Raw genomic sequence first — 25,871 nt, forward strand, 5'->3', positions numbered from 1 at the left:
TACGCGGCCCCGGTCGTCTCAGGCGCCCGCCCCGACAGCGGCGCGCAGCGCCTCGGCAAAACGCCCGGCCACCTCATCGATTTGCTCGGCACTGATGATCAGCGGCGGCAGGAAACGCACCACCGCGCCATGACGACCACCCAGTTCGAGGATCAGCCCACGGCGCAGGCACTCACGCTGCACCTTCGGAGCCAGACACGAACAGGCCGGCGGATGCCCCAGGGCATCGAGCTGCCCCGCAGGGTCGACCAGCTCGACCCCGAGCATCAGGCCACGCCCGCGAATATCGCCCAGTTGCGGGTAATCCTGCTGCAGGCGCTGCAAGTGCCCACGCAAGCGCTGCCCCATGGCCTCGGCGTGTTCGCACAGGCGATGCTCGACCAGGTAGCGCATCACCGCCGAGCCTGTCGCCATGGCCATCTGATTACCCCGGAAGGTCCCGGCGTGTGCGCCGGGCGACCACTGGTCGAGCCAGTCGCGGTAGACCATCACCGCCAACGGCAGGCTGCCGCCGATGGCCTTGGACAGGGTCACCACATCCGGCACGATACCGGCATGCTCAAAGGCGAACATCTTGCCGGTACGGCCAAAGCCACTCTGGATCTCGTCGACGATCAGCGCCACGCCAGCCTGCTCGGTGATGCGACGCAGGCCACGCAACCACTCGATGTCAGCCGGAATCACCCCGCCTTCACCCTGCACCACTTCGACGATCACTGCCGCAGGCAGCGCAACGCCGGCTTCCGGGTCGTTCAGCAGGTTTTCCAGGTAGTGCAGGTTGGCGCGCACCCCAGCCTCACCGCCAAGGCCAAATGGGCAGCGGTAGTCATAGGGGTATGGCAGGAACTGTACGCCACTGCTCAGCAGGGCCCCGAGGGGCTTTTTCGGCCCCAGGCTGCCCATCAGGCTCAGGGCGCCCTGGCTCATGCCGTGGTAGCCGCCCTGGAACGCCAGCACAGTACTGCGCCCGGTGGCCGTGCGCACCAGCTTGAGCGCCGCTTCCACCGCGTCGGTGCCGGTCGGGCCGCAGAACTGGATCTTCGCCTCAAGGCGCAGCGCCTCAGGCAGCAGGCCGAACAGGTCCTGGACGAACTGGTCCTTGACCGGCGTGGTCAGGTCCAAGGTGTGCAACGGCAGCTCATCGGCCAGCACACGCTGGATCGCCTCGACCACCACCGGATGGTTATGCCCCAAGGCCAGGGTGCCAGCGCCGGCCAGGCAGTCGATGAACTGACGCCCTTCGACATCTTCCACGTAAAGCCCACGGGCGCGCTTGAGCGCCAGCGGGATGCGCCGTGGGTAGCTGCGGGCGTTGGACTCCTGTTGCTGCTGGCGCAGCAGCAGCGGCGAGTCCTTGAATTCATACAGGGCCTGGGGCTCATTGGCCGGCAGGGCCCGGACAAGGCTGGAAGCGGTCGACATCGGAAAAACCCTCGCAAGCAAGCGGATGTGCCCGCCACGCTTCCTGTAAGCGGATGTGTGTCGGGTAGTTGTCGCTTGAAAAACGCTTGGGTGCGCCCAGGATTTAGAGGTCGATGCAGGATTTACGGGCGCAATGGCCTGATCGCGGGGCCTGCCCCGCGATCAGCTCAACCTGCCGGGCGCGCCGGCACTTGCAGACTCACCCGCAAGCCATCGCCCTGATTGTCAAAGCGCAGGCTACCGGCGCAGCGCTGCACGATGGCCTGGACGATGGCCAGGCCCAAGCCACAACCACCGCTCTGACCGTTGCGCCAGAAACGTTCGGTCAGGTGTGCCAAGTCTTCCTGCGCAATGCCAGGCCCGTGGTCGCGCACCACGAAGTCCACCTGCCCCTCCACAGCCAGCACGTCCAGCTCCACTGCGGCCTCCCCACCATGGCGCAGGGCGTTGTCCAGCAGATTGCGCAAGGCCGCTACCGCCAGTGGTGCCGGCATGCCCAGGTAAACCTTGGCCGCCTCCTCGGGCAGGCGCAGCAGAATACGCCGGTTATCGCCGCCACCGGCATCCTGGACCGCCTGCAATGCCACCTGCTCGGCGCTGCATTGCACGCCGTCGTCGAATGACAAGCTGCCCTCGACCCGCGCCAGCATGAGCAATTGCTCCAGGGTCCGGTGCATGCGGTCGGTGCCTTGTTCGGCGTGCTCCAGGGCCTGCTCGCGCACAGCCCCTTCGGTCATGCGCGCTACCTGCAAGTGGGTCTTGATCGCCGTGAGTGGGCTGCGCAGTTCGTGGGCAGCATCGTCGGTCAGTCGGCGCTCGCGCTCGATGGTCTGGGCAATGCGCAGAAACAACTGGTTCTGCGTGTCGAGCAGCGGCTGTAACTCGCTGGGCAGATTATCCACCTGCAAGGGCTCGACGCTGTCGGCACGCCGCTTTCGCAGGGCATCACGCATGCGGTTGAGCGGCGCCAAGCCCTTGCCCAAGCCGATCCACAACAGCCCGAGGCTACCGAGCAAGGCCATCAGCACTGGCGCCGAGGCGGCCAGCAGAATCGACTGGTTGAGCGCCTCGCGCTCCAAGTGCCGGTCGGCGGTGGTGATACGGATATCACCATGGCTGTAGGTGAAGGTACGCCAAGAGGCGCCGTCGATGGTCTGGTCGCGGAAACCGCTACGCTGGTCATCCATCGCGCCATCGTGCTTGTGATTGCTGGCGAGGATCTCGCCACGCAGCGAACTGACCTGGCACGCCATGCCATCCGGCACGCTGAGTTGATCAGCTGAGAAATGCGCATCCTCGCCCTTGGCTGCCAGCGGTTGCGGCAATTGGTCGACCAACCCTGCAACCATGCGCGCCGACGCCACCAGGCGCTGGTCGAGGGAGAACATCATCTGCTGGCGCAGGTCGCGCAGCATCCAGGCCGCAGCCAAGGCCCAGATCACGATGAACGCGCTGCCGAGGATCAGCGACAGGCGTACCCGCAGGCTCATGGCGAAACCTCCGGGGCCTGTGCAGGCCCCAGGCGATAACCCAGCCCGCGCACGGTCTCGACGATGCCGTTGCCGAGCTTGCGCCGCAGGTGGTGAATATGCACGTTGAGGGCGTTGCTCTCAACTTCATCGCTGAAGCCGTAGACGCAATCTTTGAGCTGCTCGCTGGACAGCACCCGGCCGGGGTTCTGCAACAACGCTTGCAACAAGGCCTGCTCGCGCCGCGAAAGGTCCACTGGCTGGCCAGCCAGAGTGGCCGCGCAACTGCTCGGGTCGTAGCACAGCGGACCGTGCTCGATGACATTCACGGCACGCCCCGCCATCCGCCTCAACAAGGTGTGCAGGCGCGCGGCCAGTTCGCGCAGGTCGAACGGCTTGAGCAAGTAGTCGTCGGCGCCAGCCTGCAAGCCATCGACACGGTCGGTGACCGCATCGCGTGCGGTGAGCACCAACACCGGCAAGGTCTCGCCCTGCTGACGCAGGCGACGCAGCAGTTTCAAGCCATCTTCGTCAGGCAGGCCCAAGTCGAGGATCATCACGTCGAACTGCGCCGCCTGGAGCATTTGCCGGGCCTGCGAAGCACTGGCCACCCGGTCCACGGTCAGGCCCTGGGCGCACAGTCCGGCGCAGATGCCGCTGGCGATCAGGTCGTCATCCTCGCAGAGCAGAACGTGCATGGGGGCTTCCTCTGGGTTGGGAGGTGAGATTGCACAGGGCAGTGATTAAGGGGAGATTATGGGCCCAGTCAATCGCTGCGCATACCGCTCTCGCGCAGTAGCAACAGGGTTTAACCTTGAGTTAATAAGCCCCGGCCAGCATGGCCCCTATCAAGCTCTGCCAAGGCGTCGACATGCGTGTTCTCCTGATTCTGCTGACATTCCTGCTCGCCGGCCCACTCCAGGCCAACCCTTTCGCCGTCAAACCGGACTTCCTGCCGGTGGAGCAGGCCTTCGTGCTGACCCAGGACCGCCTGCCAGACGGCCAGTTGCGCCTGTATTTCCAAATCCAGGACGGCTACTACCTCTACCAGAAACGCCTGAAGTTCGATGGGCTGCCCACCGACCAGCACCCCACCCTGCCCCAGGGCGAGAACCACCACGACGAGTTCTTTGGCGACAGCACCGTGTATCGCCAGCAACTGGAACTGCTGATCCCGGCCAACGCCAGCGGCGAGTTGCGCCTGGGCTGGCAGGGCTGCGCCGACGCCGGCCTGTGCTACCCGCCGCAGACCACCCGCATCGCCCTTGGCGACGCCCAGGCGCCAAGCTCCGGGCAGGCCAGCGACCAGGCCTTGGCCCGCGACCTGCAACAGGCCAGCGACCAGGCCTTGGCCCGCGACCTGCAACAGGCCAGCCTGGCCTGGAGCCTGCTGGCATTCTTTGGCCTGGGGCTGCTGCTGGCGTTTACCCCGTGTTCGCTGCCAATGCTGCCGATCCTCGCCGGCCTGGTACTGGGCAACGGCGCCAGCGCCCGCCGTGGCTGGCTGTTGGCCGGGGTCTACGTGCTGAGCATGGCCCTGGTGTATGCCGGTCTGGGCGTGGTCGCCGCGCTGCTGGGCGCAAGCCTTCAGGCCTGGCTGCAACAGCCCTGGCTACTGGGTAGCCTGGCGGCGTTGTTCGTGCTGCTGGCCCTGCCGATGTTCGGCGCCTTCGAGCTGCAACTGCCCAGCGCGCTGCGCGATCGTCTTGACCGCGCCGGCCAAGGCACGCGTGGTGGCAACCTGTATGGCGCGGCGTTGCTCGGCGCGCTGTCGGGGTTGCTGCTCGGGCCGTGCATGACCGCGCCACTGGCCGGTGCCCTGCTGTACATCGCGCAGAGCGGCGACGTGCTGCAAGGTGCGCTGGTACTGTTCAGCCTCGGGCTGGGCATGGGCATGCCGCTGTTGTTGCTGGTGACCGTGGGCAATCGCTACCTGCCGCGCCCCGGCGCCTGGATGAACCGGGTCAAGGGGGTGTTCGGCTTCGTGTTCCTGAGCATGGCCTTGTACACCGTGCGCAGCCTGCTGCCCGCGCCCCTGCTGCTGGCCCTGGCCGGGGCTTGGCTGATCGCCCTGGGCTGGGCCGCCTGGCCAGCCCTGCAACGCTTGCCGGCGCTGCGCGCGTTGCCGCTGCTCGGCGCGCTGTGGGGCGGCCTGTTGCTGGTGGGCGCCGCGGCGGGTGGCAACGACCTGTGGCAGCCGCTGCAACCGTTCACCGCCAAGGGCGGCAGCGTCGCCACCGGGCATGACGCCTTCACCACCGTCAGCACCCCCGCCGAGCTGCAACGCCAGCTGGACACGGCCAAGGTGCGTGGCCAGTGGGTCCTGGTGGACTACTACGCCGACTGGTGCGTGGCCTGCAAGGTCATGGAAAAACAGGTGTTCGCCCGTCCCGACGTGCAAGCCAGCCTGCAAGACGTGCACCTGCTGCGCCTGGATGTGACCGCCGACACCCCGGCCAGTCGCGAGCTGCTGCAACGCTACCAGGTCCCAGGCCCGCCCAGCTTGGTGTGGATCGGCCCAGAGGGTGAAGAACGCCGCGCCCGCCGTATCACCGGCGAAATCGACGCCGCCGCCTTCCTGCAACACTGGGCGCAGACCAGGAGCCAAGGCTGATGCTGACCGTCACCCTCGGCCCCCTGACCATGGCCCTGAACCACCTGCTGCTGCTCGCCGCGCTGGGCATCGCCAGCCTGGTCGGCTGGCGCGTGGCCCGGCGCGGCGGCGAAAACCCCGAGTCGGCGCTGTTCAACCTGTTCCTGCTGGGCCTGCTGTGCGCCCGCCTGGGCTTCGTGCTGGCTTACTGGCCGATGTACCGCGACGAGCCGCTGCAAATGATCGACATTCGCGACGGTGGCTTCCTGCTCAGCGGCGGCCTGTTCGGCGTAGTGCTAGGCACCCTCTGGCAAGGCTGGCGCCGCCCGGGCCTGCGCCGGCCACTGGGCTGGGCGCTGTGCAGCGGCGCGTTGTTCTGGGTGCTTGGCAGCTTCGCCAGCCACCTCTACAGCCAAGGCACGCAGCTGCCGCAACTGAGCCTGCGCGACAATCGCGGCCAGGCCGTGGCGCTGCACGACTACAAAGGCAAACCCCTGGTCATCAACCTGTGGGCAACCTGGTGCCCGCCCTGCCGGCGCGAAATGCCAGTATTGCAACAGGCCCAGCACGACTACCCCGGTGTGACCTTCCTGTTCGTCAACCAGGGGGAAACCCCAGAGAACGTCAGTACCTTCATGGCCACCACCGGCCTGATGCTCTCCCATGTGCTGTTCGACAGCGCCGGTGAACTGGCCCGCCAAGTCGGCTCCATGGCGCTGCCCACCACGCTGTTCTACGACGCCGACGGCCGACTGGTCGGCAGCCACCTGGGCGAGCTGTCGCGGGCCAGCCTGCGCCATGCCCTGGAACCTTTCGACCCGCTCGAAACCCCTGCCCCACAAGGACACTGACATGCGCCTGAACGCCCTGCTGCCCCTCACCCTCGCGCTGCTCGCAAGCCCCGCGCTACACGCCGAGGATCTGCCCAAGGCGATCCAGCAATTGCAGGCCAAGGGCGCGGTGATCAAAGGCAGCTTCGACGCCCCCAACGGCTTGCGCGGCTACGCCGCCGAATACCAGAACAACGGCATCGCCCTGTACCTTACGCCCGATGGCAAGCATGTGCTGGTCGGCAGCCTGTTCGACGAGCAGGGCCAGGACCTGAGCGCCGAGCCTTTGCAGAAGCTGGTGTACGCCCCCATGACCAAGGCCATCTGGGCAAAGATGGAAAACACCAACTGGATTGCCGACGGCAAGCCCGATGCACCGCGCATCGTGTACTTGTTCAGCGACCCCAATTGCCCGTACTGCTCGATGTTCTGGCAGCAGGCGCGGCCTTGGGTGGAATCGGGCAAGGTGCAGTTGCGTCATATCATGGTCGGCATCATCCGCGAGGACAGCCCAGGCAAATCCGCCGCGCTACTGGCGGCCAAGGACCCAGCCAAGGCCCTGCTGGAGCATGAGAAGGCCGGCAAGGCCAGCACCCTCAAGGCGCTGGACAAGATCCCGGAGGCGGTGCAGAACAAACTCGACGCCAACCTGGCCTTGATGGACGAACTGGGGCTGTCCGCCACGCCGGCGATCTTCTATCAGGACGAGCAGGGGCAGTTGCAGAGCCAGCAAGGTGCACCACGGCCGGAAATGCTGGGGAAGATTCTCGGTAAGCGTTGACACTCCAGACTCAGATCGGGCAACTGGCTTTGAACGCCTTGAACCTTGAAAGATCGGCGCCGCTGGATTGCAGAAATGCCACGGCGTCGATGAATGCGGTATACACGACCTGCTCAGCCATATCGTAGTCTTCAATCACATCCATCCGCGCTTGCGGCACCGTGAACCAATTTTTCATTAACGGCCCTGCCATATATCAAGGCCTACCCATTGCTTCAAGAAACCCTCCAAAACCGGCTTTCAACTGGGAGATATCATCACATTCGACACGTTCATTAAGCACAAAACGCTCAGTCTCCAAATTTATAACCTCGGCCACAAAGCTACCGTCTTCCCATACGGTAAATCTGGCTATGAATCGCTCGTCGGCAACCTCAACAACCATGCTGTTGGCACCTTGTTTCGAAAGCCGGACTGGACGATTGGCTAGAGAATCCAGGTAATGCTCGAACTCCACAAGCATAAAGGGCATCTCAATCCAGCCATGTTTTTAATCTGACTTGAACGTTCTAGCTGCATACATTCCTCTGAACAACTTCCAAAAGAAACACTACTTCGCACCCAAACGCAACTTACTTCCGACCATGTTCCCTCATGATGCATCAATACAGATAAGGGTGAAGGCAGTACGCCTTCACCAACTGCCTGACATCATCATCATAGACGCCACCGCTCTCTTTCTCAGAACTTTCAATTTTACGTTCCACCAACTGTTCATACGCTGCCGGCAATGTCGCGAACACCTTACCCCAATCAGACTCATAGCCGTGCATAGCCACGAGTTTATCCAGAGAAGTATTGATCAACGGGCTGCCGGCATACAGCAATGACTCATGCTCACGACAGTCAAATTTCAAATACAAGATCGCTTTGATCAAGGCATTAGCCTCTTCCCTCGTCAACACCTCAACACGCCCCTCACTCATAGGTCACATCCTCTAGAAGCCACTTGGACATCAGTCATTTTCAGCCGTGTATCATAATCCAACCCGGAGAAGGTCGAATAGGGATTCTTGCCAGCAAACAAGACATCCTTCAACCGCAAATTTCCGGCATGTATATATTCAAGCCTGCTCGACAGGCTAATATTGGTTTTCTGCACCGAGTCAACTTTAAAAACAATGGCATAGTCGCCCCGTCCTTTATGGATTGGATTGTTGATGAGGATATCCCGATAGACATCATCCGGCGTCATCAACAGATCGGTGACGTAGACTTTGCCGCTGGAGTTGGCCTTGAGCACCCCGCTGTTCATCACGCCCTCAAACCCTGCCTTGTTGGTGTAGTGGATGAAGATATCTTCCGCTGTAAGCCCAAGCGGATCGACCCAGGCCAGGGAATTAGGCCCGTAGAGATACGCGTTGATACCCCCGGCCAATCCGACCGGGTCAGCCTGCGTAAACCGCCCCACATCCGGATCATAAAACCGGAACGTGTTGTAATGCAGCCCCGTCTCCCGATCCAGGTACTGCCCTTGGAACCTCAGGTTCTGCTGCCGGTTCTGTCCCGGCGCGTGCCACTCTTCACGGCTGCTGCCCCACGCCTGGTAGTCGCTGTGCCAGACACTCAGCCCCTGCTCGTCGGTCAGTTGTTCGGGTAGCCCGGCGAGGTTGGTGTGGAAGTAATGCACAACTTCCTGCCCCGGCGCTCCATCAACACGCGCCAAGGGTTCATAGCTATCGGCGTCGACATACACATACAGGCTCTGCTTGCCGTCCTGCACCTCTTGCAGCAAGCGCAACCCTTGCCAGAAGAATTCGGTCTGACTCAGCGGCTGGTCATAGCCCTCGCGGTAAAGGCGTTTGTGCGTGCGTCGCCCAAGAGGGTCATAGCTGAACTCGACCCGCTCGCTGATCTGCCCCCGTTGTTGATGCACCCGCACCAGACGGTGTTCAGCGTCATATTCGAAGCGCTGGATCAGCCGGCTACCACTGCGCTTTTCACTCAAGCGCCCGAAGCGGTCGTAGCGATAGCGCTTGTCCTGGTACACCTTGACCCGGTTGTGCCTGACCGCACCACCCAGCCCGTGGCCGTCGAGCAGGTTGCCTGCCCTGTCGTAGCCATACTGCTCGACCACCTGCGCGCCCGGCATGTGTTGGGTCAGGCCATGGATGCGCTCGGTCGGGCCATGGTCATAGCGAATCCTGGCCTGCAAGCTGCCATCGCCTCGCGCGGCAGCCTGCAACCGGCCGATGACTTGCTCGGCATCACGACTTGCACCCCGCCCCGCACGCTGAGTCTGGGTCACGACTTCGCCGATCAAGTTGTCGGCGGCGTCATACTGGTAGTCCTTCTGTAGCAACGCCAGGGTCGCCAAGCTCGCGTCGTGGTACTGCAAGGCTTTTTGTACCAGGCGCCCGCTGCTGTCATAACGGGTTCGCGTGTGCAAGCGGCCTTGGGTACGCAGCACTTCGGCGTGCAGTTCATCACGCTCGAAATCGCAGATCAGCCGGCCGTCGAGGTTGATCTGGTGCAAGTGCCCACTGCCGTAGTGCAGGTAATTGAGGCGACGTTGGTCGGGCAGGGTCAGGGTTTGCAGGTTGCCCAACTCGTCATGCCCATAGCCAAGCGCCCCCGCCCCACAGGTTTCGCTGATTCTCTGGCCAAGCAGGTCGTAACGGAATGCAAGCCGCTGCTGCGCGCCCTGCGCGTCGGTAAAGCTGACCGACAACAGGTTGTCGGCCGTATCGTAGGCATACGCCGTGACGCCATCAGCGGTGCGTTTGCGGCACACACGACCCACCTGGTCATGCTCGAACCAGCGGGTCTGAATGTCGGCCTCAGGCTCTGCCGGGCTGCCGGCGAACGGCGCTTCAGCCTCGCTGGCGGGATACAGGTCTACGCGGATCTGGTTGCCGCTGGCGTCGTAGTGATAGCGTTGGCCACCGCCATCGAGGTTGCGCTGGGCGCTCAGCCGGTCGAGTGCGTCCCACTGGAAGCGGTAGTGCTCGCCGTTCTCGTTCTCCAGTTGCAACAAGCGGTCGTACGCATCCCAAGTGAAGCGCAGCGTCAGGCCCATGGCATCGGTGCGCTGGACCAGTCGTCCACGGGCGTCGTACTGCCAGTGGGTGACGTGCTGCGCAGGGTCGGCATAACGCAGCAACTGCCCGCCCGCATCGACCTCGTAGCGGTCCACCCGTCCATCCGGGCGTAGGCATTCCAGCAGGTGCCCACGGGCATCGAAGCGATAGCGCGTGCGCGCGCCCTTGGCATCGTGAAGCTCGCTCAGGTGCCCGCGCTCATCATAGAGATAACGGGTGCTGCGCTCGGAGCAGTCCTGATAGCGGCACAACTGGCCGCACGCGTTCCATTGCAGGCGCTTGACCTTGCCATGCGGGTCGATGATCGATTGCAGCCGGCCACGCTCATCGTAAGCCAGGTGCGTACTACGCCCGAGCGGGTCGGTATCGCGGGTCAAGTTGCCTTGGCGGTCGTAGGTGAGGCGCCGGGTGCGCCCGCCCAAGTCGGTGATGTGGATAGGCAAGGCCCAGTGCTCGGTATAGCGAATCAGTTCGCTGCGCCCTAGCGGATCCTGAACACTGACCAAGCGCCCGAGCGCGTCATAGCCATAGCGCCATTGCGCGCCCTGCGGATCAATGCTGGCCAGCAGTTGCCCGTTGACCACTTCCTCGCGCCAGTGCTGACCGAGCGGATCGACATGCAGCAGCACCTCATGCAGCGGTCCCCACTGGTAATGATTGCGCCGCCCCAGGCTGTCGACCACATCGGTATGTCCCAAGGCCAGGTCATAGCTGAAGCGGTAGTCCTCGCCGTCTTCACTCCAGTGCCGGACTACCCGCCATTCATGCTCGGGTTGCGGCTCCAGCAACGGCGGCAAGCCCGGAACAGGCCTTGGGCAGGTATCGAAACGCTGCCACTGGTAGTGGAACACCGCGCCATTGGCAAGCGTCTGGCTGGCCATAAGGCCGTCGTCGGTATAGCTGAAGCGGCGCAGTACCTCACCCCCAGGGCCGCGCACCTCGCGCAACTGCCCAGCCGGTGTGTGGGCGTAGCGAGCGAGTGTTTCGTGACGCAGTACCTCCAAGCCATCGCCAGGCCGCAGGTACAGCCGACGGACTTCGCTGACCCGACGCCGATGCTGCGCCGCGTAACACAATTCGACTCCGTTGCCGGCGAAGTGGTCAACCAGCCGCTGCAAGCGCCCCTCAGCGTCGTACAACACCTCCAGCCGGTTGAGGTTGCGGTCGCCCAATTGCACTAGGCGCGAACGCCGGCCATCGTGGGGATCGGGCCGGAACACCTGATACAGGCCGCTGTAGATGTCCTCGACCACGGTCACGTCATGGTCCTGATGAAAGAACGCCAGCCCGTCGAGGCTGCTGACGAAGGCGCTGCCGACCTGCAACCGGCCCAGCTCGATGCGGATGCCCTCCTCATCGACGTACACCCAGAGTTCCCCGCCTTCGGGATGGGCGACACGCTCCAGGCGCACCTCATAGGGCAGGCTCCAGCCCTTGCCGAACACCGCGCCATCGAGCAGCTTGGCGCCACTGGACACCACCACGGGTCGCCCCACGCACTTGATGATCGTCGATTTCGGCTTCGGTGCCTTGCGTGGCTTGGGCCGAGCCTTACCGCCACGGCGAGTCAGCAGCATGCCGGCGATCAAGCCAATGATCTTCGCCGCCGCACTCTTGCCGTCATGGATGTCACGCACCGTGAGCGTGCCGCCGCCGATACGCACGTTGGGCGAGAACTGCATGCCGATGGGGCCATCGCAGGTGGTCTTGTCCCCCACCCGAGCGGCGGGTTGGCCGTTGATGAAGACTTTGTCCGAGCCCTGGGCAACGAACTGTTCGGGGCTGGGCGGGTGCTTGCTGCACTTGGCCGTGTCCCCAGGCGCCTCCACCGAGCCCGGTGCTGCTGGCGTGGTCACTGGCGGGTTGAAGATGCCGTGGATTTCCTGGGCCAGGCCCACCACCGGCAGCACCATGCCTGCGGCGAGCATGGCATAGCTGCCGATGTTTTCCAGGATGGAGGGTTCTTCGGCCTGCGCAGGTTCAGCTTCGGGCACCCCTGGTATGCCTGCGGCGCGGGCCGCTGCGATGCCATTGATGTAGGTGTCAGGTGAGCCGCTGCTGATCTTGCCGTAGGGCTCGGGCGGGAACATCGAATTGCCGACCCAGTTGCTAAAGTCGCTGATGTGATCGCCAATGTGCTTGTCTTCGCCTGCCGGCAGCATGGCTGCGGCGCTGACCAGGGCCCCGGCGACCAACGGCGTGAGCACAGTAGCCGCGCCGCCGGTACCGACCACCGCCACCACCGCACCGCCGATGGCAGCACCGACGGCAGCGACAGCAACCGCATACACCGCTGCCTCCACCAGGCCACTGACCAGTTCGGCGGCCAATGGCGGATGCAGAATGAGATCGCCCTCACGGGCGGCGTGCAGGCTATCGTCCATGACAGCGGGAGTCCTTGCGCAGGGCGACTGTGAAGGCGCGCAGGGTAGCACTGTGGGCGAAAGCGTCACATGCTGGCGAAATGCCAATCTCGGATTGGCAAACGCACCACCGCCCTGTGGGAGCGGCGGTTCGGCGCCCCGACTTGCCCGCGAAGCAAGCGACTCGGTGGATGGCACCGGCTACGCCGGTGTTCGCGGGCAAGCCCGCTCCCACAGATCTCTGCTAAACCAACAAGTTATGTGAAGTTTTATGAGAGCGTCTTGCACCAAATGAAACGGCCTGCTTGCGGATAACACCGTAAGCAGGCCGTCTCAAGTAGCCAACCTAGGATCGTTACAGCGCCTCCAACTCCGCCATCAGATCACTCAACCGATCCACCTTGTCCTCATCCAGCGCACTGTCTTGCAGCCCGCGCACGTAGTCCGCCAGCGCCTCCACCGTGCTGCACTCGAACATCGCCCGCAGCGGCACGTTCAGTTGCAACGCCTTCTGCACCCGCGAGGCGATCTGCGTGGCCAGCAGCGAATGCCCGCCGAGTTCGAAGAAGTTGTCGCGTACCCCGACCCGCTCGCGCTTGAGCACATCGGCCCAGATACCGGCCAGGGTTTGCTCCAGCTCGTCACGCGGCGCTAGGTAGTCCTGGCTGTGCTGACCACCGATGTCGATGGCTGGCAGGGCCTTGCGGTCAAGCTTGCCATTAGCGTTGTGCGGCAGGCTGTCGAACCAGCCCCAGTGCAGCGGCACCATGTACTCCGGTAGCTCGGCGCGCAGACGCTGCTTGAGCCGATCGAGCAGCGCAGCGTCGGCGGCAACGCCGTGATGCGCGACCAGGTAGCCGACCAAGTGCTTGCCGTTGGCGCCTTCCTGCACCCCGACCGCCGCATCGCGCAACTCAGGCTGCTCGTGCAGGCGGGCCTCGATCTCGCCCAGTTCGATGCGATAACCACGGATCTTCACTTGATGGTCGATACGCCCGACGTACTCCAACACCCCGTCCGTACGCCGGCGTGCCAGGTCGCCGGTGCGGTACAGACGTTCGCCCGGCGCGCCGAACGGGTGTGGGATGAACGCTTGCGCTGTGCGCAGCGGATCGCCCACATAGCCGCGGCCAACACCCGTGCCGGCGACGCACAACTCACCGACCGCGCCCAGCGGCACCAGCGCCTGGTCTTCACCCAGCAGGTACAGGCGGTTGTTGTCGGTCGGCGTGCCGATCGGCAGGTAGCTGCCCTGGGTCGAGGCTGGATCGACGCGGAAGAAGGCCACGTCGTCGGAGCATTCTGCCGGGCCGTAGGCGTTGACCAGGCCGATTGCCGGGTAACGTTGCAGCCACTGCGCCGCCAGCTCAGGCGGCATCGCCTCGCCAGTCGGCAGCATCCAGCGCAGGCCGTCCAGCGCCTGGTGGTCGCCCGCCAGCATGCCCTGGATCAACGACGGCACGCTCTCCAGCACGCTGATGCCGGTTGCCTGTACATGCGCCAGCAGGCCTTGCGGATCATGCGCGATGGCGTTCGGTACGATCTCAACGGTGGCGCCGAACAACGGCGCGGCGAGGAACTGCCAGACCGAGATATCGAAGCTCTGCGACGCGGTCTGGGCGATCACGTCGCGCTCGCTCAGGGCCAGGTACGGCACCTTGCTCAGCTGATTGTTGAGCATGCCGCGCTGCTCGACCATCACGCCCTTGGGCAGGCCGGTGGAGCCGGAGGTGTAGATCACGTAGGCGAGGTTGTCCGCCGTGCTGTAGATGCCTGGATTGGTGCTGGCCACGTTGCTGGCCTGCACCTGCTCCCAAACCAGCAGTTTCGGCCGCACCGCACCCGCCACTTCATCCAGCAACTGCCGCGCCTGTTCGGCGCAGGCCGCGCTGCACACCAGCACCGGCGTGCGGCTAAGCTCGACGATGCGTTGCAGGCGTGCCGCTGGCAAGCCAGGGTCAAGCGGCAGGTAGCCGGCGCCGGCCTTGAAGCTGCCGACGATCATGCCGAGCAGCGCCAGGCCACGCTCTGCCAGTAGCGCTACTGGCTGGTCGATGGCCACCCCTGCGGTCACCAAGGCATGCCCCAGGCGGTTGGCGGCCAGGTTCAGCCCGGCGTAGTCGAACGAGGCGTCCAGGCAGCGCGCGACGGTACGTTCAGGGTGCGCGGCCACCTGCGCCTCGAACAGCTCGACGTAGCTGCTTTCAAGCGGATAGGCATGTTCGCTGCGGTTGCAGTCTTCGAGCAGAAAGCGCTGCTCGTCGGCGCCCAGCAGCGGCAAGGCATCCAGCTGCCCGTCGAAGCCTTCCACCAGCGCCAGCAGCAAGCGTTTGAATTCGCCGAGCAGACGCTCGACGGTCGGGTAGTCGAAGTAGCGTTGGTCGAACGACAGGTGCAGGCCCAGGTCATCGCCTGGGTAGCAGACGGCGGTCAGCGGGAAGTTGGTGTGGGTACGGCCCGAGTCGGAGCTGGCATTCAGGTGCTGGGCGTGGTCGAGCACGGCGGTTTCCACCGGGGCGTTCTCGAACACGAACAGGCTGTCGAACAACGGCTGGCCCTTGGGCAGCTCGCTGCATGCCTGGATCGCCACCAGCGGCAGGTATTCGTACTCGCGCAGCTGCATGTTGCGCTCCAGCAAGCCTTGCAGCCATTGGCGCACGCTGCTGCGCTCGCCCGGCTGCGGCAGTTGCACGCGCAAGGCGATACTGTTGATGAACAGGCCCACGGTACGCTGCATCTGCGGCAGGCTGACCGGGCGCCCGGCCACGGTTACGCCGAACACCACGTCGCGCTCGCCGCTGTAGCGCGCCAGGGTCAGGGCCCATGCCGCCTGGGCAAAGGTGTTGACGGTCAACTGGTGGGCCTGGGCCAGCTCGCGCAGACGGGCACCGTCGCGACTGTCCAGGCGGGTGTAGCAGTCCCCCACCCGCATCCCGTCGCCAGCGTGGTCATGGCGCAGCGGGCGGTCGCTTGGAATCGCCGTGGCCCGCTCGAAACCGGCGAGGTTGTCCTGCCACCACTGGCGCGCCTCGTTGAGGTCCTGGCGTTGCAGCCAGCCAATGTAGTCGCGGTAGCGCGGCGGCACCGGCAACTGGGCCTGACGCCCCTCGCCGAGAGCCTGGTAGATCTCGAAGAAGTCGTTCATCAGCAGCGAACGGCACCAGGCATCGATGAGGATGTGGTGGTTGCTCATCATGAACCAGTAGCGCGCCTCATCCACGCGCACCAGGCGCAGGTGGAACGGGGCTTCGCGCAGCAGCTCGAAGCCCGCCTCGCGCTCCTGCTTGTGCAGCGCTTGCAGGCGCGCTTCCTGGGCTGTCTCGTCGACGCCGCGCCAATCCTGGTAGTCCAGCGGCAAGTTGCCCGGCTTGTGGATGATCTGCAACATCGCTTCGCCCGCGTTCCAGCTGAACGACGCGCGCAAGGCCTCATGCCGCGCCACCACGGCCTGCCAGGCCTGGGCGAAGCGTTCAGGGTCGAGCGCGCTGTTGATCCGGTAGCGGTCCTGCATGTAGTACAGGCCGGTGCCGGGCTCGAGCAGCGTGTGCAGCAGCAGGCCCTCCTGCATCGGCGTCAGCGGGTAGACATCCTCGATCTGCGCAGCCGGTACTGGCAGCGCGTCGATCTGCTCCTGGGTCAGTTGGGCCAACGGGAAGTCCGATGGGGTGAAGCTGCCATTGCCCTCAACCAAGCAGTGCGCGACCAAGGCCAACAACTCTTGGCGATAAGCCTCGGCCAGCGCGGCGATGGTCGCTTCTTCATAGCGTTCGCGGCTGAAGCTCAAACGCAGTTGCAGGGCGCCGCGGTACACCTGGCCATCGACGCTGAGCCAGTTGGGTAACGGTGCATCCAGGTCGTGGGCCAGCCCCGACGCGACATCCAGCGGCTGGAACAACGCTGCGCTGTCGAACTGTTGGTCGAACTGCCCCAGGTAGTTGAAGGTGATACGCGCCTGCGGCAGCGCCGCCATGCGCTCGCGCGCGGCCGCATCGGCCAGGTAGCGCAGCACGCCATAGCCCTGGCCTTTGTGCGGCACCTGGCGCAGCTGCTCCTTGATGCGCTTGATGGATGCTGCGCGGTCAGCGTCAGCATCGCCCATCTGCGGGCTCAGGCTCAGCGGATAGGCATTGGTGAACCAACCGACGCTGCGGGTCAGGTCCATGTCCTCGAACAGCCCATCGCGACCATGCCCTTCCAGCTGTACCAGGACCTGCTGATCCCCACTCCAGCGGCACAGGGTACGGGCCAGGGCGGTCAGCAGCAAATCGTTGACCTGAGTGTGGTAGGCCGCCGGCGCCTGTTGCAGCAACTGACGGGTCTGCTCCACATCAAGACCGATGGCCAGCGTGTGGGCATGCCGATGCAGGTTGCCACCTTGCGGGTGATCGCACGGCAGTTCGTGGCGCACGTGGCTCAGTTGCCCTTCCCACCAGCCCAGCTCGTCACGCAGCGAATCGCTGCCAGCATAGGTCGCCAGACGCGCGGCCCAATCGCCCATGGCGTGGGTCTTGGCGGCGAGCGTGTGGCCACGGTACAGGGCCTGCAAGTCTTCCAGCAGCACCCGCCACGACACACCGTCCACCACCAAATGGTGGATCGCCAGCAACAGGCGCTGGGCGCCCTGTGCGTCGCTTACCAGCAACGCACGCAACAGCGGGCCTTCGGCAAGGTCGAGGCTGCGCTGCACATCGGTGTATAACGCCTGGCAGTCGTCGAAGTCGCTGACGTTGGCGCGCCACAACAACGCGTGCGGCAATGGCTGGGCATATTCGGCCTGCCAGTATCCCTGGGTCTGGCTGAAGCGCAGGCGCAGGCTGTCGTGATGTTGCACCAGCGCGCCCAACGCCTGTTCCAGTATGTCGGCATTCAGTGGCTGACGTACCTGTAACAGCACCGCCTGGTTCCAGTGTTGCGGCTGCGGCACTTCGCTGTCGAAGAACCAATGCTGGATCGGTGTCAGCCCTGTGCGGCCCTGGCGCGCGCCCTGCTCGATCAGGCTCGGCGCCTCGCTGTGGGTGACCACCGCAGCCAGGGTCTGAATGGTCTGGTGCTGGAACAGATCGCGCGGAGTGAATTGCAGCCCCAGTTGGCGCGCGCGGCTGACCACCTGGATCGACAGGATCGAGTCGCCCCCGAGTTCGAAGAAGTTGTCCTGCACACCGATACGCGGCAGGTTGAGCACCTCGCGCCAGATCTGCGCCAGCTGCTCTTGCAGCACATTGGCCGGTGCCTGGTAATGCTGGCGCGCCTGGTCGAGGTCCGGGGCTGGCAACGCGCGGCGGTCGAGCTTGCCATTGCCCATCAGCGGCAGGCGTTCGAGCAGCATCAGGTGCGCCGGCACCATGTAGTCCGGCAGGTGCTGGCGAGCCTCGGCCTTGACCGCCTCGCGCAGTGCGGCCTGGGCCTGGCTGTCGGCGCTGGCCTGTTGGCACACCAGGTAACCCACCAGTTGCTTGCCGCCGGGCAGATCCAGGGCCAGCACCACGGCCTCCTCGACATCGGCATGCGCGTGCAGGCGGCTCTCGATCTCGCCCAACTCGATGCGGAAGCCGCGAATCTTCACCTGCTGGTCAGCACGGCCGATGTATTCCACCAAACCATCGGCGCGCAGCCGCACCAAGTCCCCGGTGCGGTACAGACGCCCGCCGTCGTGGCTGAATGGGTCGGCGACGAAGCGCTCGGCGCTCAGACCTGGACGGTCGTGATACCCCTGGGCCAGGCCCGCGCCGCCCACATACAACTCGCCAATGCCGCCCTGCGGCAGCAGCGCCAGGTCCTCGTCGAGGATGTAGCCGGTACGCGCACCGATCAGCCGGCCGATCGGCACGCTGCCGGCGTCGGCAGGTAGCTCGTCCGGCGCCAGGCACGCCAGCGGCATCACCACGGTTTCGGTGGGACCATAGGCATTGAAGAACTGCTGCGGGGCAAAGGCCTGGCGGATGCGTTGCAGGTGCTCGCCGGTCAGCGCCTCTCCCCCCGTGATCACCAAGCGCACCGGCAGTTGCGCGCCTTGGCCAGCCAGGTACTGGGCCAGCTGGCTGCCGTAGCTTGGGGTGAAGCCTAAGATGCTCACCTGCTGCTCGCGCACCAGCTCGCAGATCTCTTCGGCGCCCCATTGGCCCTGGGCACGCAGCACCACGCGGGCACCGCACAGCAGCGGCGTGAGCAGGCGTTCGCTGGCAGCGTCGAAGTTGATCGAATAGAAGTGCAGCTCACAATCGTCGCTGCGCATGCCGAACTCGGCGATCACCGCCTGGCAGTGCATGGCGATCTCGCCATGACTGACCACCACCCCTTTGGGCTTGCCGGTGGAACCGGAGGTGTAGATCAGATAAGCCTGGTGCTGCGGTACGTTGAGGTTGTCCAGCGGCGCATGGCTGTAAGCCGCAAGCGCAGCGGCATCGTCTTCCAGGCACCAGCGGGCGGTGCCTTCAGGCAATGCGCCAAGGGCATCGAGCAGCCTGCGCTGGCCGATCAGCAGGCCCAGGCGGCTGTCCTCGATCATGTAGCGCAGGCGGTCCAGCGGGTACTCGGGGTCGAGCGGCACGTAGGCGCCACCGGCCTTGAGGATCGCCAGAAGGCCCACCACCATCTCCAGCGAACGTTCCAGCGCCAAGCCAACCCGCACCTGCGGGCCGACACCGCGCTCGCGCAGGGCACGGGCCAGGCGATTGGCCTGCTGGTCCAGCTCGGCGTAGCTCAAGTGGCGACCTGCGAAGGTCAGCGCCAAGGCCTGCGGGGTGCGTTCAACCTGGGCCGCGAACAGGCCATGCAGCGTCTGATCGAGGGCCAAATCCTGCTCGCCCTGCAACTGGCCGATCAGCACCTGCTGCTCGGCCGGGTCCAGCATCGGCAGTTCGCACAGACGCTGCTGCGGATCTTCCAGCAGCGCGACCAGCAACTGTTGCCAGTGTTCGGCCATGCGCGCGATGCGCGGCTCGTCGAACAGGTCGCGGCTGTAGGTGAAGCAGCAGCCCAGGCGCCCGTCGAGGTCGGTCACTTCCAGGTACAGGTCGAACTTGGTGGCACTGGCGTCGTTGACCAGGTAGTCCACCTGCATGCCCGCCAGTGTGCGGCTCTGCTGGAAGGCCCAGCGCTGTACGTTGCACATCACCTGGAACAGCGGGTTGTAGGCGCTGGAGCGTGGTGGCTGCAAGGCCTCGACCAGTTGATCGAACGGCAGGTCCTGGTGCGACTGAGCGTCGATGAGGGTCTGGCGTACCTGTTCGAGCAGCGCGCTGACGCGCATCTGCCCGTCCAACTCGCAACGCAGCACCTGGGTATTGAGGAAGGCCCCGATCAGCCCTTCGCTTTCCGGGCGGATACGCCCGGCCACCGGCGCCCCGATGCGCAGGTCGCGCTGGCCGCTGTAGCGGTGCAACAGCGCTGCCAGGGTGGCGGTCATGGTCATGAACAGGGTCAGGCCGCGCTGACTGTTGAAGGCGTGCACGCGCTTGACCAGCGCCGGATCCAGATCGAAGCGATACAGTGCGCCACGGTGGCTCTGCACTGCCGGACGCGGACGGTCGGCCGGCAGCGCCAACACCGGATGCTCATCGCCCAGGCGCTGTTTCCAGTAGGCCAACTGACGCTCGCCTTCCCCGCCTTCCAGCCACTGGCGTTGCCACACGCTGTAGTCCAGGTACTGCACCGGCAGCGGCGCCAGGGGCGACTCGCGCTCATCGACGAAGGCTTCGTAGAGTTCGCCCAGCTCGCGGGCGAAGATGTCCATGGCCCAGCCTTCGGTGACGATGTGGTGCAGGGTCAGCACGAAGTAGTGTTCGCGCTCATCGGCCTTGACCAGGCACGCACGGAGCAGCGGCCCGTGTTCCAGGTCGAACGGCTGGTGCGCCTGATCGTCGGCAAGTGCTTGCAGGCGCTGTTGCCGCACGGCGGCTGGGTCGGCGCTGAAATCGTGCCATTGCAGTTGCAGATGAGTGTCATCGGCCACGCACTGGTAAGGCTTGCCGCCGATGCTCGGGAACGTCGTGCGCAGGGTCTCGTGACGCACGATCAGCGCTTGCAGGGCGCGCTCGAACGCATCCACATGTAGCGCGCCGCGCAGCCGTGCCATGCCGCCGACGTTGTAGGCGGGGCTGTCAGGTTCCATTTGCCAGAGGAACCACATGCGCTGCTGGGAGTACGACAGCGGTACGGCCTGGCGGCGGTCGATGCGTGCGATCTGGCCTTGCAGGTTGCGCGCGCCGCTGCGTTGCAGGTGTTCGACTTCAGCGCAGAAGGCGCCCAGCACGCTGGCATCGAACAAGGCCTTGAGCGGCAATTCGACATCCAGCGCCTGCCGGGTGCGCGAGACGATCTGGGTGGCCAGCAGCGAGTGGCCACCCAAGGCGAAGAAGTCATCGTGCAGGCCAACCTGCGGCAGGTTCAGCACCTCGCACCAGATCGCCGCGACCTGTTGTTGCAGCGCGGTTTGCGGGGCGAGGTGCTCGCGCTGCTGCCAGACCGGCGCCGGCAGCGCCCTGCGCTCGACCTTGCCACTCGGGCCCAACGGCATCTGTGCGAGATGGATCAGCTGGGCCGGCACCATGTAGGCCGGCAGGCGCTCGGCCAGGGCCGCGAGCAGCGCGGCGGTCTGTTCGACACCGCTGTAATAGCCGACCAGCTGGGCGCCCACGGCGCTCTCGTGGATCAGCACCAGCGCCTGCTCGACGTTGGCCTGGGCCAGCAGCACGGCCTGTACCTCTTCTGGCTCGACGCGGAAACCGCGCACCTTGACCTGCTGGTCGAGGCGCCCGAGGTAATCCAGCGACCCGCTGCGCACATGCCAGCGGGCACGATCGCCGCTGCGGTACAGGCGCGTGCCGTCGCCGTCAGGCTGGGGCACGAAACGCTCGGCGGTCAGGCCTGGGCGGCCAAGGTAGCCACGCGCCAGGCCCGCCCCACCCAGGCACAGCTCACCGGGTACGCCTGGCGCGGTGAGTTCGAATTCATCGTCCAGCACCCGGCACAGCACGTTGCCCAGCGGCTGGCCAATGGGCGAGCGGGCGCCGTCGCTTACCTGGCAGTGCCAGTGGGTGACGTTGATGGCGGTTTCGGTCGGGCCATAGCGGTTGTGCAATTGCACTTGCGGCAGCAGTTGCAGCACCCGGTCACGCAGCGCGGCGCTCAGCGCCTCGCCCCCGGAGAACAGCCGGCGCAGGCTGGTGCAGGCGGCAGCCAATGGCTCCTGGGCGAACACCTGCAACAGCGGCGGTACGAAGTGCAGTGTGGTCACCTGATGCTGTTGCACCAGCTGAGCGATACGCTGCGGGTCGCGGTGCTCGCCGGGGCCGGCCAGCACCAGCTTGCAGCCGGTCAGCAGCGGCCAGAAGCACTCCCACACCGACACATCGAAACTGATCGGGGCCTTCTGCATCAGCACATCGCTGTCGTTCAGCGCGTAGGTCGCCTGCATCCACTGCAAGCGCTCGGCCAGGGCGGCGTGGGTGTTGCCGACCCCTTTAGGTTGGCCGGTGGACCCTGAGGTGTAGATCACATAGGCGAGGTTGTCGCCGTGCAGGTGCAGGCCTGGCGCCTGGCTTGGCCAGCTGTCCAAGTGCAGTTGATCGAGGGCGATGGCGCCAACCCCTTCGACCTGGGGCAATCCGTCGAGCAACGCGCTGTCGCTGAGCAGCAGGCTCGCACGGCAGTCACTGAGCATGTAGGCCAGGCGCTCGGTCGGGTAGTCGACATCCAGCGGCACGTAGGCGCCGCCGGCCTTGAGGATCGCCAACAGGCCCACCAGCAGTTGCGGCGAGCGTTGCAGGGCGATGGCCACGCAAGTGTCCGGGCCAACGCCCTTGTCGCGCAGGTAGTGAGCCAGGCGGTTGGCCTGCTGGTGCAGGCTTGCGTAGTCGAGCTGGCCACCTTCCCACACCAGCGCGATGCGCTCGGGGGTCAGGCGCGCTTGTTCGTTGAGTTGCTCCACCAGCAGACGCGTCGGTGCCGGCGCAGGCGCCTGACCCCAGGCCAACAGTTGCGCCTGTTCCTGCGCCTCGAGCAAGCGTACTTGGCCCAGGGGCAATTGCGGCTGGGCGCAGACCTGCTCGAGCAATGCCAGCAGATGAGCGGCCAGGCGCTTGACGGTGCTGGCTTCGAACAGGCCGGCAGCGTAGTCGAAGGCCAGGGTCAGACGGCCTTGGTGATCTTCCTCGCTGTGCAGTTGCAGGTCGAACTTGGCTTCACGGCTGTGCCACGGCAGCTCTTCGGCGAGCAGGCCGGGCAAGCGGCGCAGGGCCGAGAGGTCACGCTGCTGGTGGTTGAACATGACCTGGAACAGCCCCTGCTCCCGGGCCTGGGGCAACGCTTCGAGCAGTTGCTCGAATGGCAGGTCCTGATGCGCCTGGGCCTCGAGGGTGGTCTGGCGGACCTGCGCCAGCAACTGCTCGAACGGCAGCCGCCCGTCAAGCTCGGCACGCAGCACCTGGGTGTTGATGAAGAAACCGACCATGCCCTGAGTTTCCAGGCGCGGGCGGTTGGCGTTGGGTACGCCGACACGGATATCGCCCTGCCCGGTGTAGCGATGCAGCAGCGCCTGCCAGCCGGCCAACAGCACCATGAACAGTGTGGCCTGTTGGTCGCGGGCCAGGCCGTTGAGCGCCGTGCTGAGTGCACTCGGCACCCTGACGTGGTGACGCGCGGCGCGGGTGTGCTGCTGGCTGGCACGCGGCTGATCGGTGCACAGGTCGAGCACCGGCAACGTGTCACCGAGCTTGTCTTTCCAGTACGCGAGCTGGCGGGCGCTCTGGCCGTCGGCCAGCCACTGGCGCTGCCACTGACCATGGTCGGCGTAGCCCAACGGCAGTTCCGGCAGTTGTACAACCTGGCCTGGCGCGGCATACAGGCGGGCGAACTCGTCCAGCAGGATATTCAGCGACCAACCGTCAGCGATGATGTGGTGCAGGGTCACCCACAGTTGGTGTTCTTCATCGTCCAGGCGCACCAGGGTCACCCGCAACAGAGGGCCTTGACGCAGGTCGAACGGCTGCTGGGCTTCATCTTCCCGGCGTGCACTGACCTCGGCGGGCGAGTGGCCTTCGAGGTCCAGGTGACGCAGGCTGAACGACAGATTCGGCAGAATGCGCTGCACGGCCTGGCCGTCGATCTCGTCGAACAGCGTGCGCAGCGATTCGTGGCGCTCGACCAGAGCCTGGAAGCAGGCTTGCAGCGCCGCTTCGTCCAGCTCGCCGCGCAGGTGCAGGCCAGCTGGGATGTTGTAGGCAGCCGACTGTGGCTCCAGTTGCCACAGCAGCCACAGGCGGTTTTGTGCCAGCGACTGTGGCAAGGCCTGGTCACGCGCCTGATGCGCAATGACACCTACAGCGCTGCTGCCCTCGGCAAGAATGGCCGCAACGGCGGCGCTGTACTCGGCCAAGGTCGGGGCTTCGAACAGGGTGCGCAGGCTGAGCGGGATACCCAGCTCATCGGCCAGGCGCGCCGTTACCTGGGTGGCGACGATCGAGTTGCCGCCCAGCAGCAGGAAATGGTCATCGGCTGCCACCGCCTGGACCTTGAGCAGTTCACACCAGAGGCCGGCGATCCGCGCCTGCAACTGATCGCCCTGAGTGTGCTCGGCTTGCGCGACCGGCTTGGCCGCGAAGCGCGCATAGCAGTCCAGGCTGCCGTCATCCATACGCAGGCGGCACGCCGAGCGTTGCAGCTTGCCGCTGGAGGTCTTGGGCAAGGCGCCCGGGTTGAGCAACAGCACCACCGCCGGGGCCTGGCGGCAGGCGTCGGCGATCACCCGGCGCAGGGTGTCGATCAGCGCGTTGGGCGCATGCGCCTTCTGCACGTTGCGGCTGATCTCGACCGCAATACCAATGCCCTCCTCGCCTTGGTCATCGACCGCGAACACCGCCACCCGGCCCTTGCGTAGCAGATCCACTTCGCGCTCTAAGGTCTTTTCCAGGTCCTGCGGGTAGAGGTTCTGGCCACGCACGATCAGCATGTCCTTCAGGCGTCCGGTCACGAACACTTCGCCATCGCGCATGAAGCCCAGGTCGCCAGTGCGCAGCCAAGTCTGGCCGTCCATCTGGACGAACGTGCGTGCGCTGGCCTCGGGGTTGCGCCAGTAGCCGCGCGCCACACTCGGGCCTGCGGACCAGATCTCGCCCACCTGATTGTCGCCCAGCACGACCAATTGCTGCGGCTCGACGATACGTACCGGGTGGTCCGGCTGCGGATAGCCGCAACTCATCAGCACACTGCCCTGGCCCGGTTCTGCGCGGTTGGCGGCGAACGCCGCGGCATCCAGTTCAAGCGCAGCAATGCCCTGGCCACGGCGGCTGCCACTGACGAACAAGGTGGCTTCGGCCAAGCCGTAGCTGGCGAAGAAGCTGCCGGCATCGAAGCCACAGGCGGCGAATTTGTCGGCGAAGGTGTCAAGGCTGTCCTGGCGAATCGGCTCGGAGCCTGAGTACGCCACGCGCCAGTGGCTGAGGTCGAGCCCGGCCATGGCCGCCTCGCTGACCCGCTCGCTGCAAAGGCGATAGGCGAAGTCCGGGCCGCCGCTGATCGTGCCGCGGTAATCGCTGATGGCCTGCAACCAACGCTGCGGGCGGGCGAGGAAGTAGCCCGGCGACATCAGCACGCACGGCACGCCGCTGAAGATGGGTTGCAAGAGGCCGCCGATCAGGCCCATGTCATGGTACAGCGGCAGCCAGCTGACGATGACATCGTCCGGGTTCAGATCGATGCCGAAGCCGTGGCGAATCAGTTGCTCGTTGGCCACCAGGTTGCCGTGACTGACCTGCACGCCCTTGGGCAACGCCGTGGACCCGGAGGTGTACTGCAAGAAGGCGATGTCATCGCCAGTCAAGGTGGGTGCCTGCCACTGCTCGGCCAGCGCTGGCTCCAGGCGGTCCACCGCCAGCAGTGCCGGGGCGTCGTCGCCGGCCAGGGCGTCGAGCCCCTGCAAGGTTTCGCGCAGCGCCTCCACCGTCAGCAACAGCCGCGGTTCGGCGTCATCGATGATCGACAGCAGACGCTGCTGATGGTGCTGACGAGCAGACTCCGGTGGATAGGCCGGCACCGCGATCACCCCGGCATACAGGCAACCGAAGAACGCTGCGACGTAGTCGGGCCCGCTGGGGAACAGCAGCACGGCACGCTCACCGAAGCCGGCGCGGGCCTGCAACGCGGCAGCGATGGTGCGCGCCCGCAGGTCCAGGTCCCGGTAGCTGAGCACGGCCTGCTCGCCAGGCGCATCCGCCAGAAAGCGCAAGGCGATGCGCTCCGGGGTGCGCGCGGCGCGCTGCGCCAAGGCCTGGACCAGCGAGTGCGGGAGTTCGAAGGCGTCCGTCATGGAATGTTCCTGCCAGTGTCTGGGTGAGTCGTGCCAAGGCTGTGCTTCGCCGTTGCGGCGGGCAGCGTT

The 25,871-nt window shown here is 65.3% G+C and carries 11 protein-coding genes; 3 read left to right on the forward strand and 8 right to left on the reverse strand.

What is annotated here, in order from left to right; translation table 11 throughout:
- Positions 1–18: 18 nt before the first annotated feature.
- The 3 genes from FEM01_RS14690 to FEM01_RS14700 form a co-directional block, all read right to left on the reverse strand.
- A complete protein-coding gene (locus tag FEM01_RS14690) occupies positions 19–1,422 on the reverse strand; it encodes an aspartate aminotransferase family protein (protein WP_138220210.1) in 1,404 nt (467 codons plus the stop codon).
- Between the two features lie 167 nt (positions 1,423–1,589).
- Entirely contained in the window at positions 1,590–2,912 is a 1,323-nt protein-coding gene (locus FEM01_RS14695; protein WP_138220211.1) for an ATP-binding protein, read from the reverse strand.
- Positions 2,909–3,589 (reverse strand): response regulator, encoded by a 681-nt coding sequence (locus tag FEM01_RS14700; RefSeq protein WP_138220212.1) that lies wholly within the window; start codon positions 3,587–3,589, stop codon positions 2,909–2,911. The genes FEM01_RS14695 and FEM01_RS14700 overlap by 4 nt, the downstream gene beginning before the upstream one ends.
- A gap of 173 nt (positions 3,590–3,762) precedes the next feature.
- Between FEM01_RS14700 and dsbD the strand changes: the two genes are divergently transcribed.
- From dsbD to dsbG, 3 genes are read left to right on the forward strand one after another with little or no spacing between them, the layout of a single operon-like run.
- Positions 3,763–5,505, forward strand: coding sequence for a protein-disulfide reductase DsbD (gene dsbD, locus FEM01_RS14705; RefSeq protein ID WP_138220213.1), 1,743 nt, complete (start codon positions 3,763–3,765; stop codon positions 5,503–5,505).
- On the forward strand, positions 5,505–6,335 hold the full coding sequence (locus FEM01_RS14710) for a TlpA disulfide reductase family protein (RefSeq protein WP_138220214.1): 831 nt from the start codon (positions 5,505–5,507) through the stop codon (positions 6,333–6,335). The genes dsbD and FEM01_RS14710 overlap by 1 nt, the downstream gene beginning before the upstream one ends.
- 1 nt (position 6,336) lies before the next feature.
- Complete coding sequence (gene dsbG, locus FEM01_RS14715) at positions 6,337–7,095, forward strand: thiol:disulfide interchange protein DsbG (RefSeq protein ID WP_138220215.1); 759 nt, start codon at positions 6,337–6,339, stop codon at positions 7,093–7,095.
- Positions 7,096–7,105: 10 nt separating this feature from the next.
- Here dsbG and FEM01_RS24180 read toward each other — a convergent pair whose 3' ends face one another.
- The 5 genes from FEM01_RS24180 to FEM01_RS14735 all read right to left on the reverse strand — a co-directional run bounded on the left by FEM01_RS24180 (position 7,106) and on the right by FEM01_RS14735 (position 25,802).
- Positions 7,106–7,273, reverse strand: a complete 168-nt coding sequence (locus tag FEM01_RS24180) for a hypothetical protein (protein WP_171030967.1) — start codon at positions 7,271–7,273, stop codon at positions 7,106–7,108.
- A gap of 18 nt (positions 7,274–7,291) precedes the next feature.
- On the reverse strand, positions 7,292–7,567 hold the full coding sequence (locus FEM01_RS14720; protein ID WP_138220216.1) for an immunity protein TriTu family protein: 276 nt from the start codon (positions 7,565–7,567) through the stop codon (positions 7,292–7,294).
- Positions 7,568–7,697: 130 nt separating this feature from the next.
- Positions 7,698–8,021 carry a hypothetical protein gene (locus FEM01_RS14725; protein ID WP_138220217.1) on the reverse strand — a complete coding sequence of 108 codons (324 nt, stop codon included), beginning with the start codon at positions 8,019–8,021 and terminating at the stop codon, positions 7,698–7,700.
- A complete protein-coding gene (locus FEM01_RS14730) occupies positions 8,018–12,520 on the reverse strand; it encodes an RHS repeat-associated core domain-containing protein (protein WP_138220218.1) in 4,503 nt (1,500 codons plus the stop codon). Before FEM01_RS14730 ends, FEM01_RS14725 begins: the two co-directional genes overlap by 4 nt.
- A gap of 334 nt (positions 12,521–12,854) precedes the next feature.
- On the reverse strand, positions 12,855–25,802 hold the full coding sequence (locus FEM01_RS14735; RefSeq protein ID WP_138220219.1) for a non-ribosomal peptide synthetase: 12,948 nt from the start codon (positions 25,800–25,802) through the stop codon (positions 12,855–12,857).
- Between the last annotated feature and the right edge of the window lie 69 nt (positions 25,803–25,871).

Source organism: Pseudomonas mosselii (assembly GCF_005796105.1).
GTDB classification, from domain to species: domain Bacteria; phylum Pseudomonadota; class Gammaproteobacteria; order Pseudomonadales; family Pseudomonadaceae; genus Aquipseudomonas; species Aquipseudomonas mosselii_C.

What these genes read in the sequence shown, in the direction of transcription:
- FEM01_RS14695 (WP_138220211.1), bottom strand. Translation starts at nt 2,912, where the DNA reads ATGAGCCTGCGGGTACGCCTGTCGCTGATCCTCGGCAGCGCGTTCATC.
- FEM01_RS14710 (WP_138220214.1), top strand. Translation starts at nt 5,505, where the DNA reads ATGCTGACCGTCACCCTCGGCCCCCTGACCATGGCCCTGAACCACCTG.
- dsbD (WP_138220213.1), top strand. Translation starts at nt 3,763, where the DNA reads ATGCGTGTTCTCCTGATTCTGCTGACATTCCTGCTCGCCGGCCCACTC.
- FEM01_RS24180 (WP_171030967.1), bottom strand. Translation starts at nt 7,273, where the DNA reads ATGAAAAATTGGTTCACGGTGCCGCAAGCGCGGATGGATGTGATTGAA.
- FEM01_RS14720 (WP_138220216.1), bottom strand. Translation starts at nt 7,567, where the DNA reads ATGCCCTTTATGCTTGTGGAGTTCGAGCATTACCTGGATTCTCTAGCC.
- FEM01_RS14700 (WP_138220212.1), bottom strand. Translation starts at nt 3,589, where the DNA reads ATGCACGTTCTGCTCTGCGAGGATGACGACCTGATCGCCAGCGGCATC.
- FEM01_RS14690 (WP_138220210.1), bottom strand. Translation starts at nt 1,422, where the DNA reads ATGTCGACCGCTTCCAGCCTTGTCCGGGCCCTGCCGGCCAATGAGCCC.
- FEM01_RS14730 (WP_138220218.1), bottom strand. Translation starts at nt 12,520, where the DNA reads ATGGACGATAGCCTGCACGCCGCCCGTGAGGGCGATCTCATTCTGCAT.
- dsbG (WP_138220215.1), top strand. Translation starts at nt 6,337, where the DNA reads ATGCGCCTGAACGCCCTGCTGCCCCTCACCCTCGCGCTGCTCGCAAGC.
- FEM01_RS14725 (WP_138220217.1), bottom strand. Translation starts at nt 8,021, where the DNA reads ATGAGTGAGGGGCGTGTTGAGGTGTTGACGAGGGAAGAGGCTAATGCC.
- FEM01_RS14735 (WP_138220219.1), bottom strand. Translation starts at nt 25,802, where the DNA reads ATGACGGACGCCTTCGAACTCCCGCACTCGCTGGTCCAGGCCTTGGCG.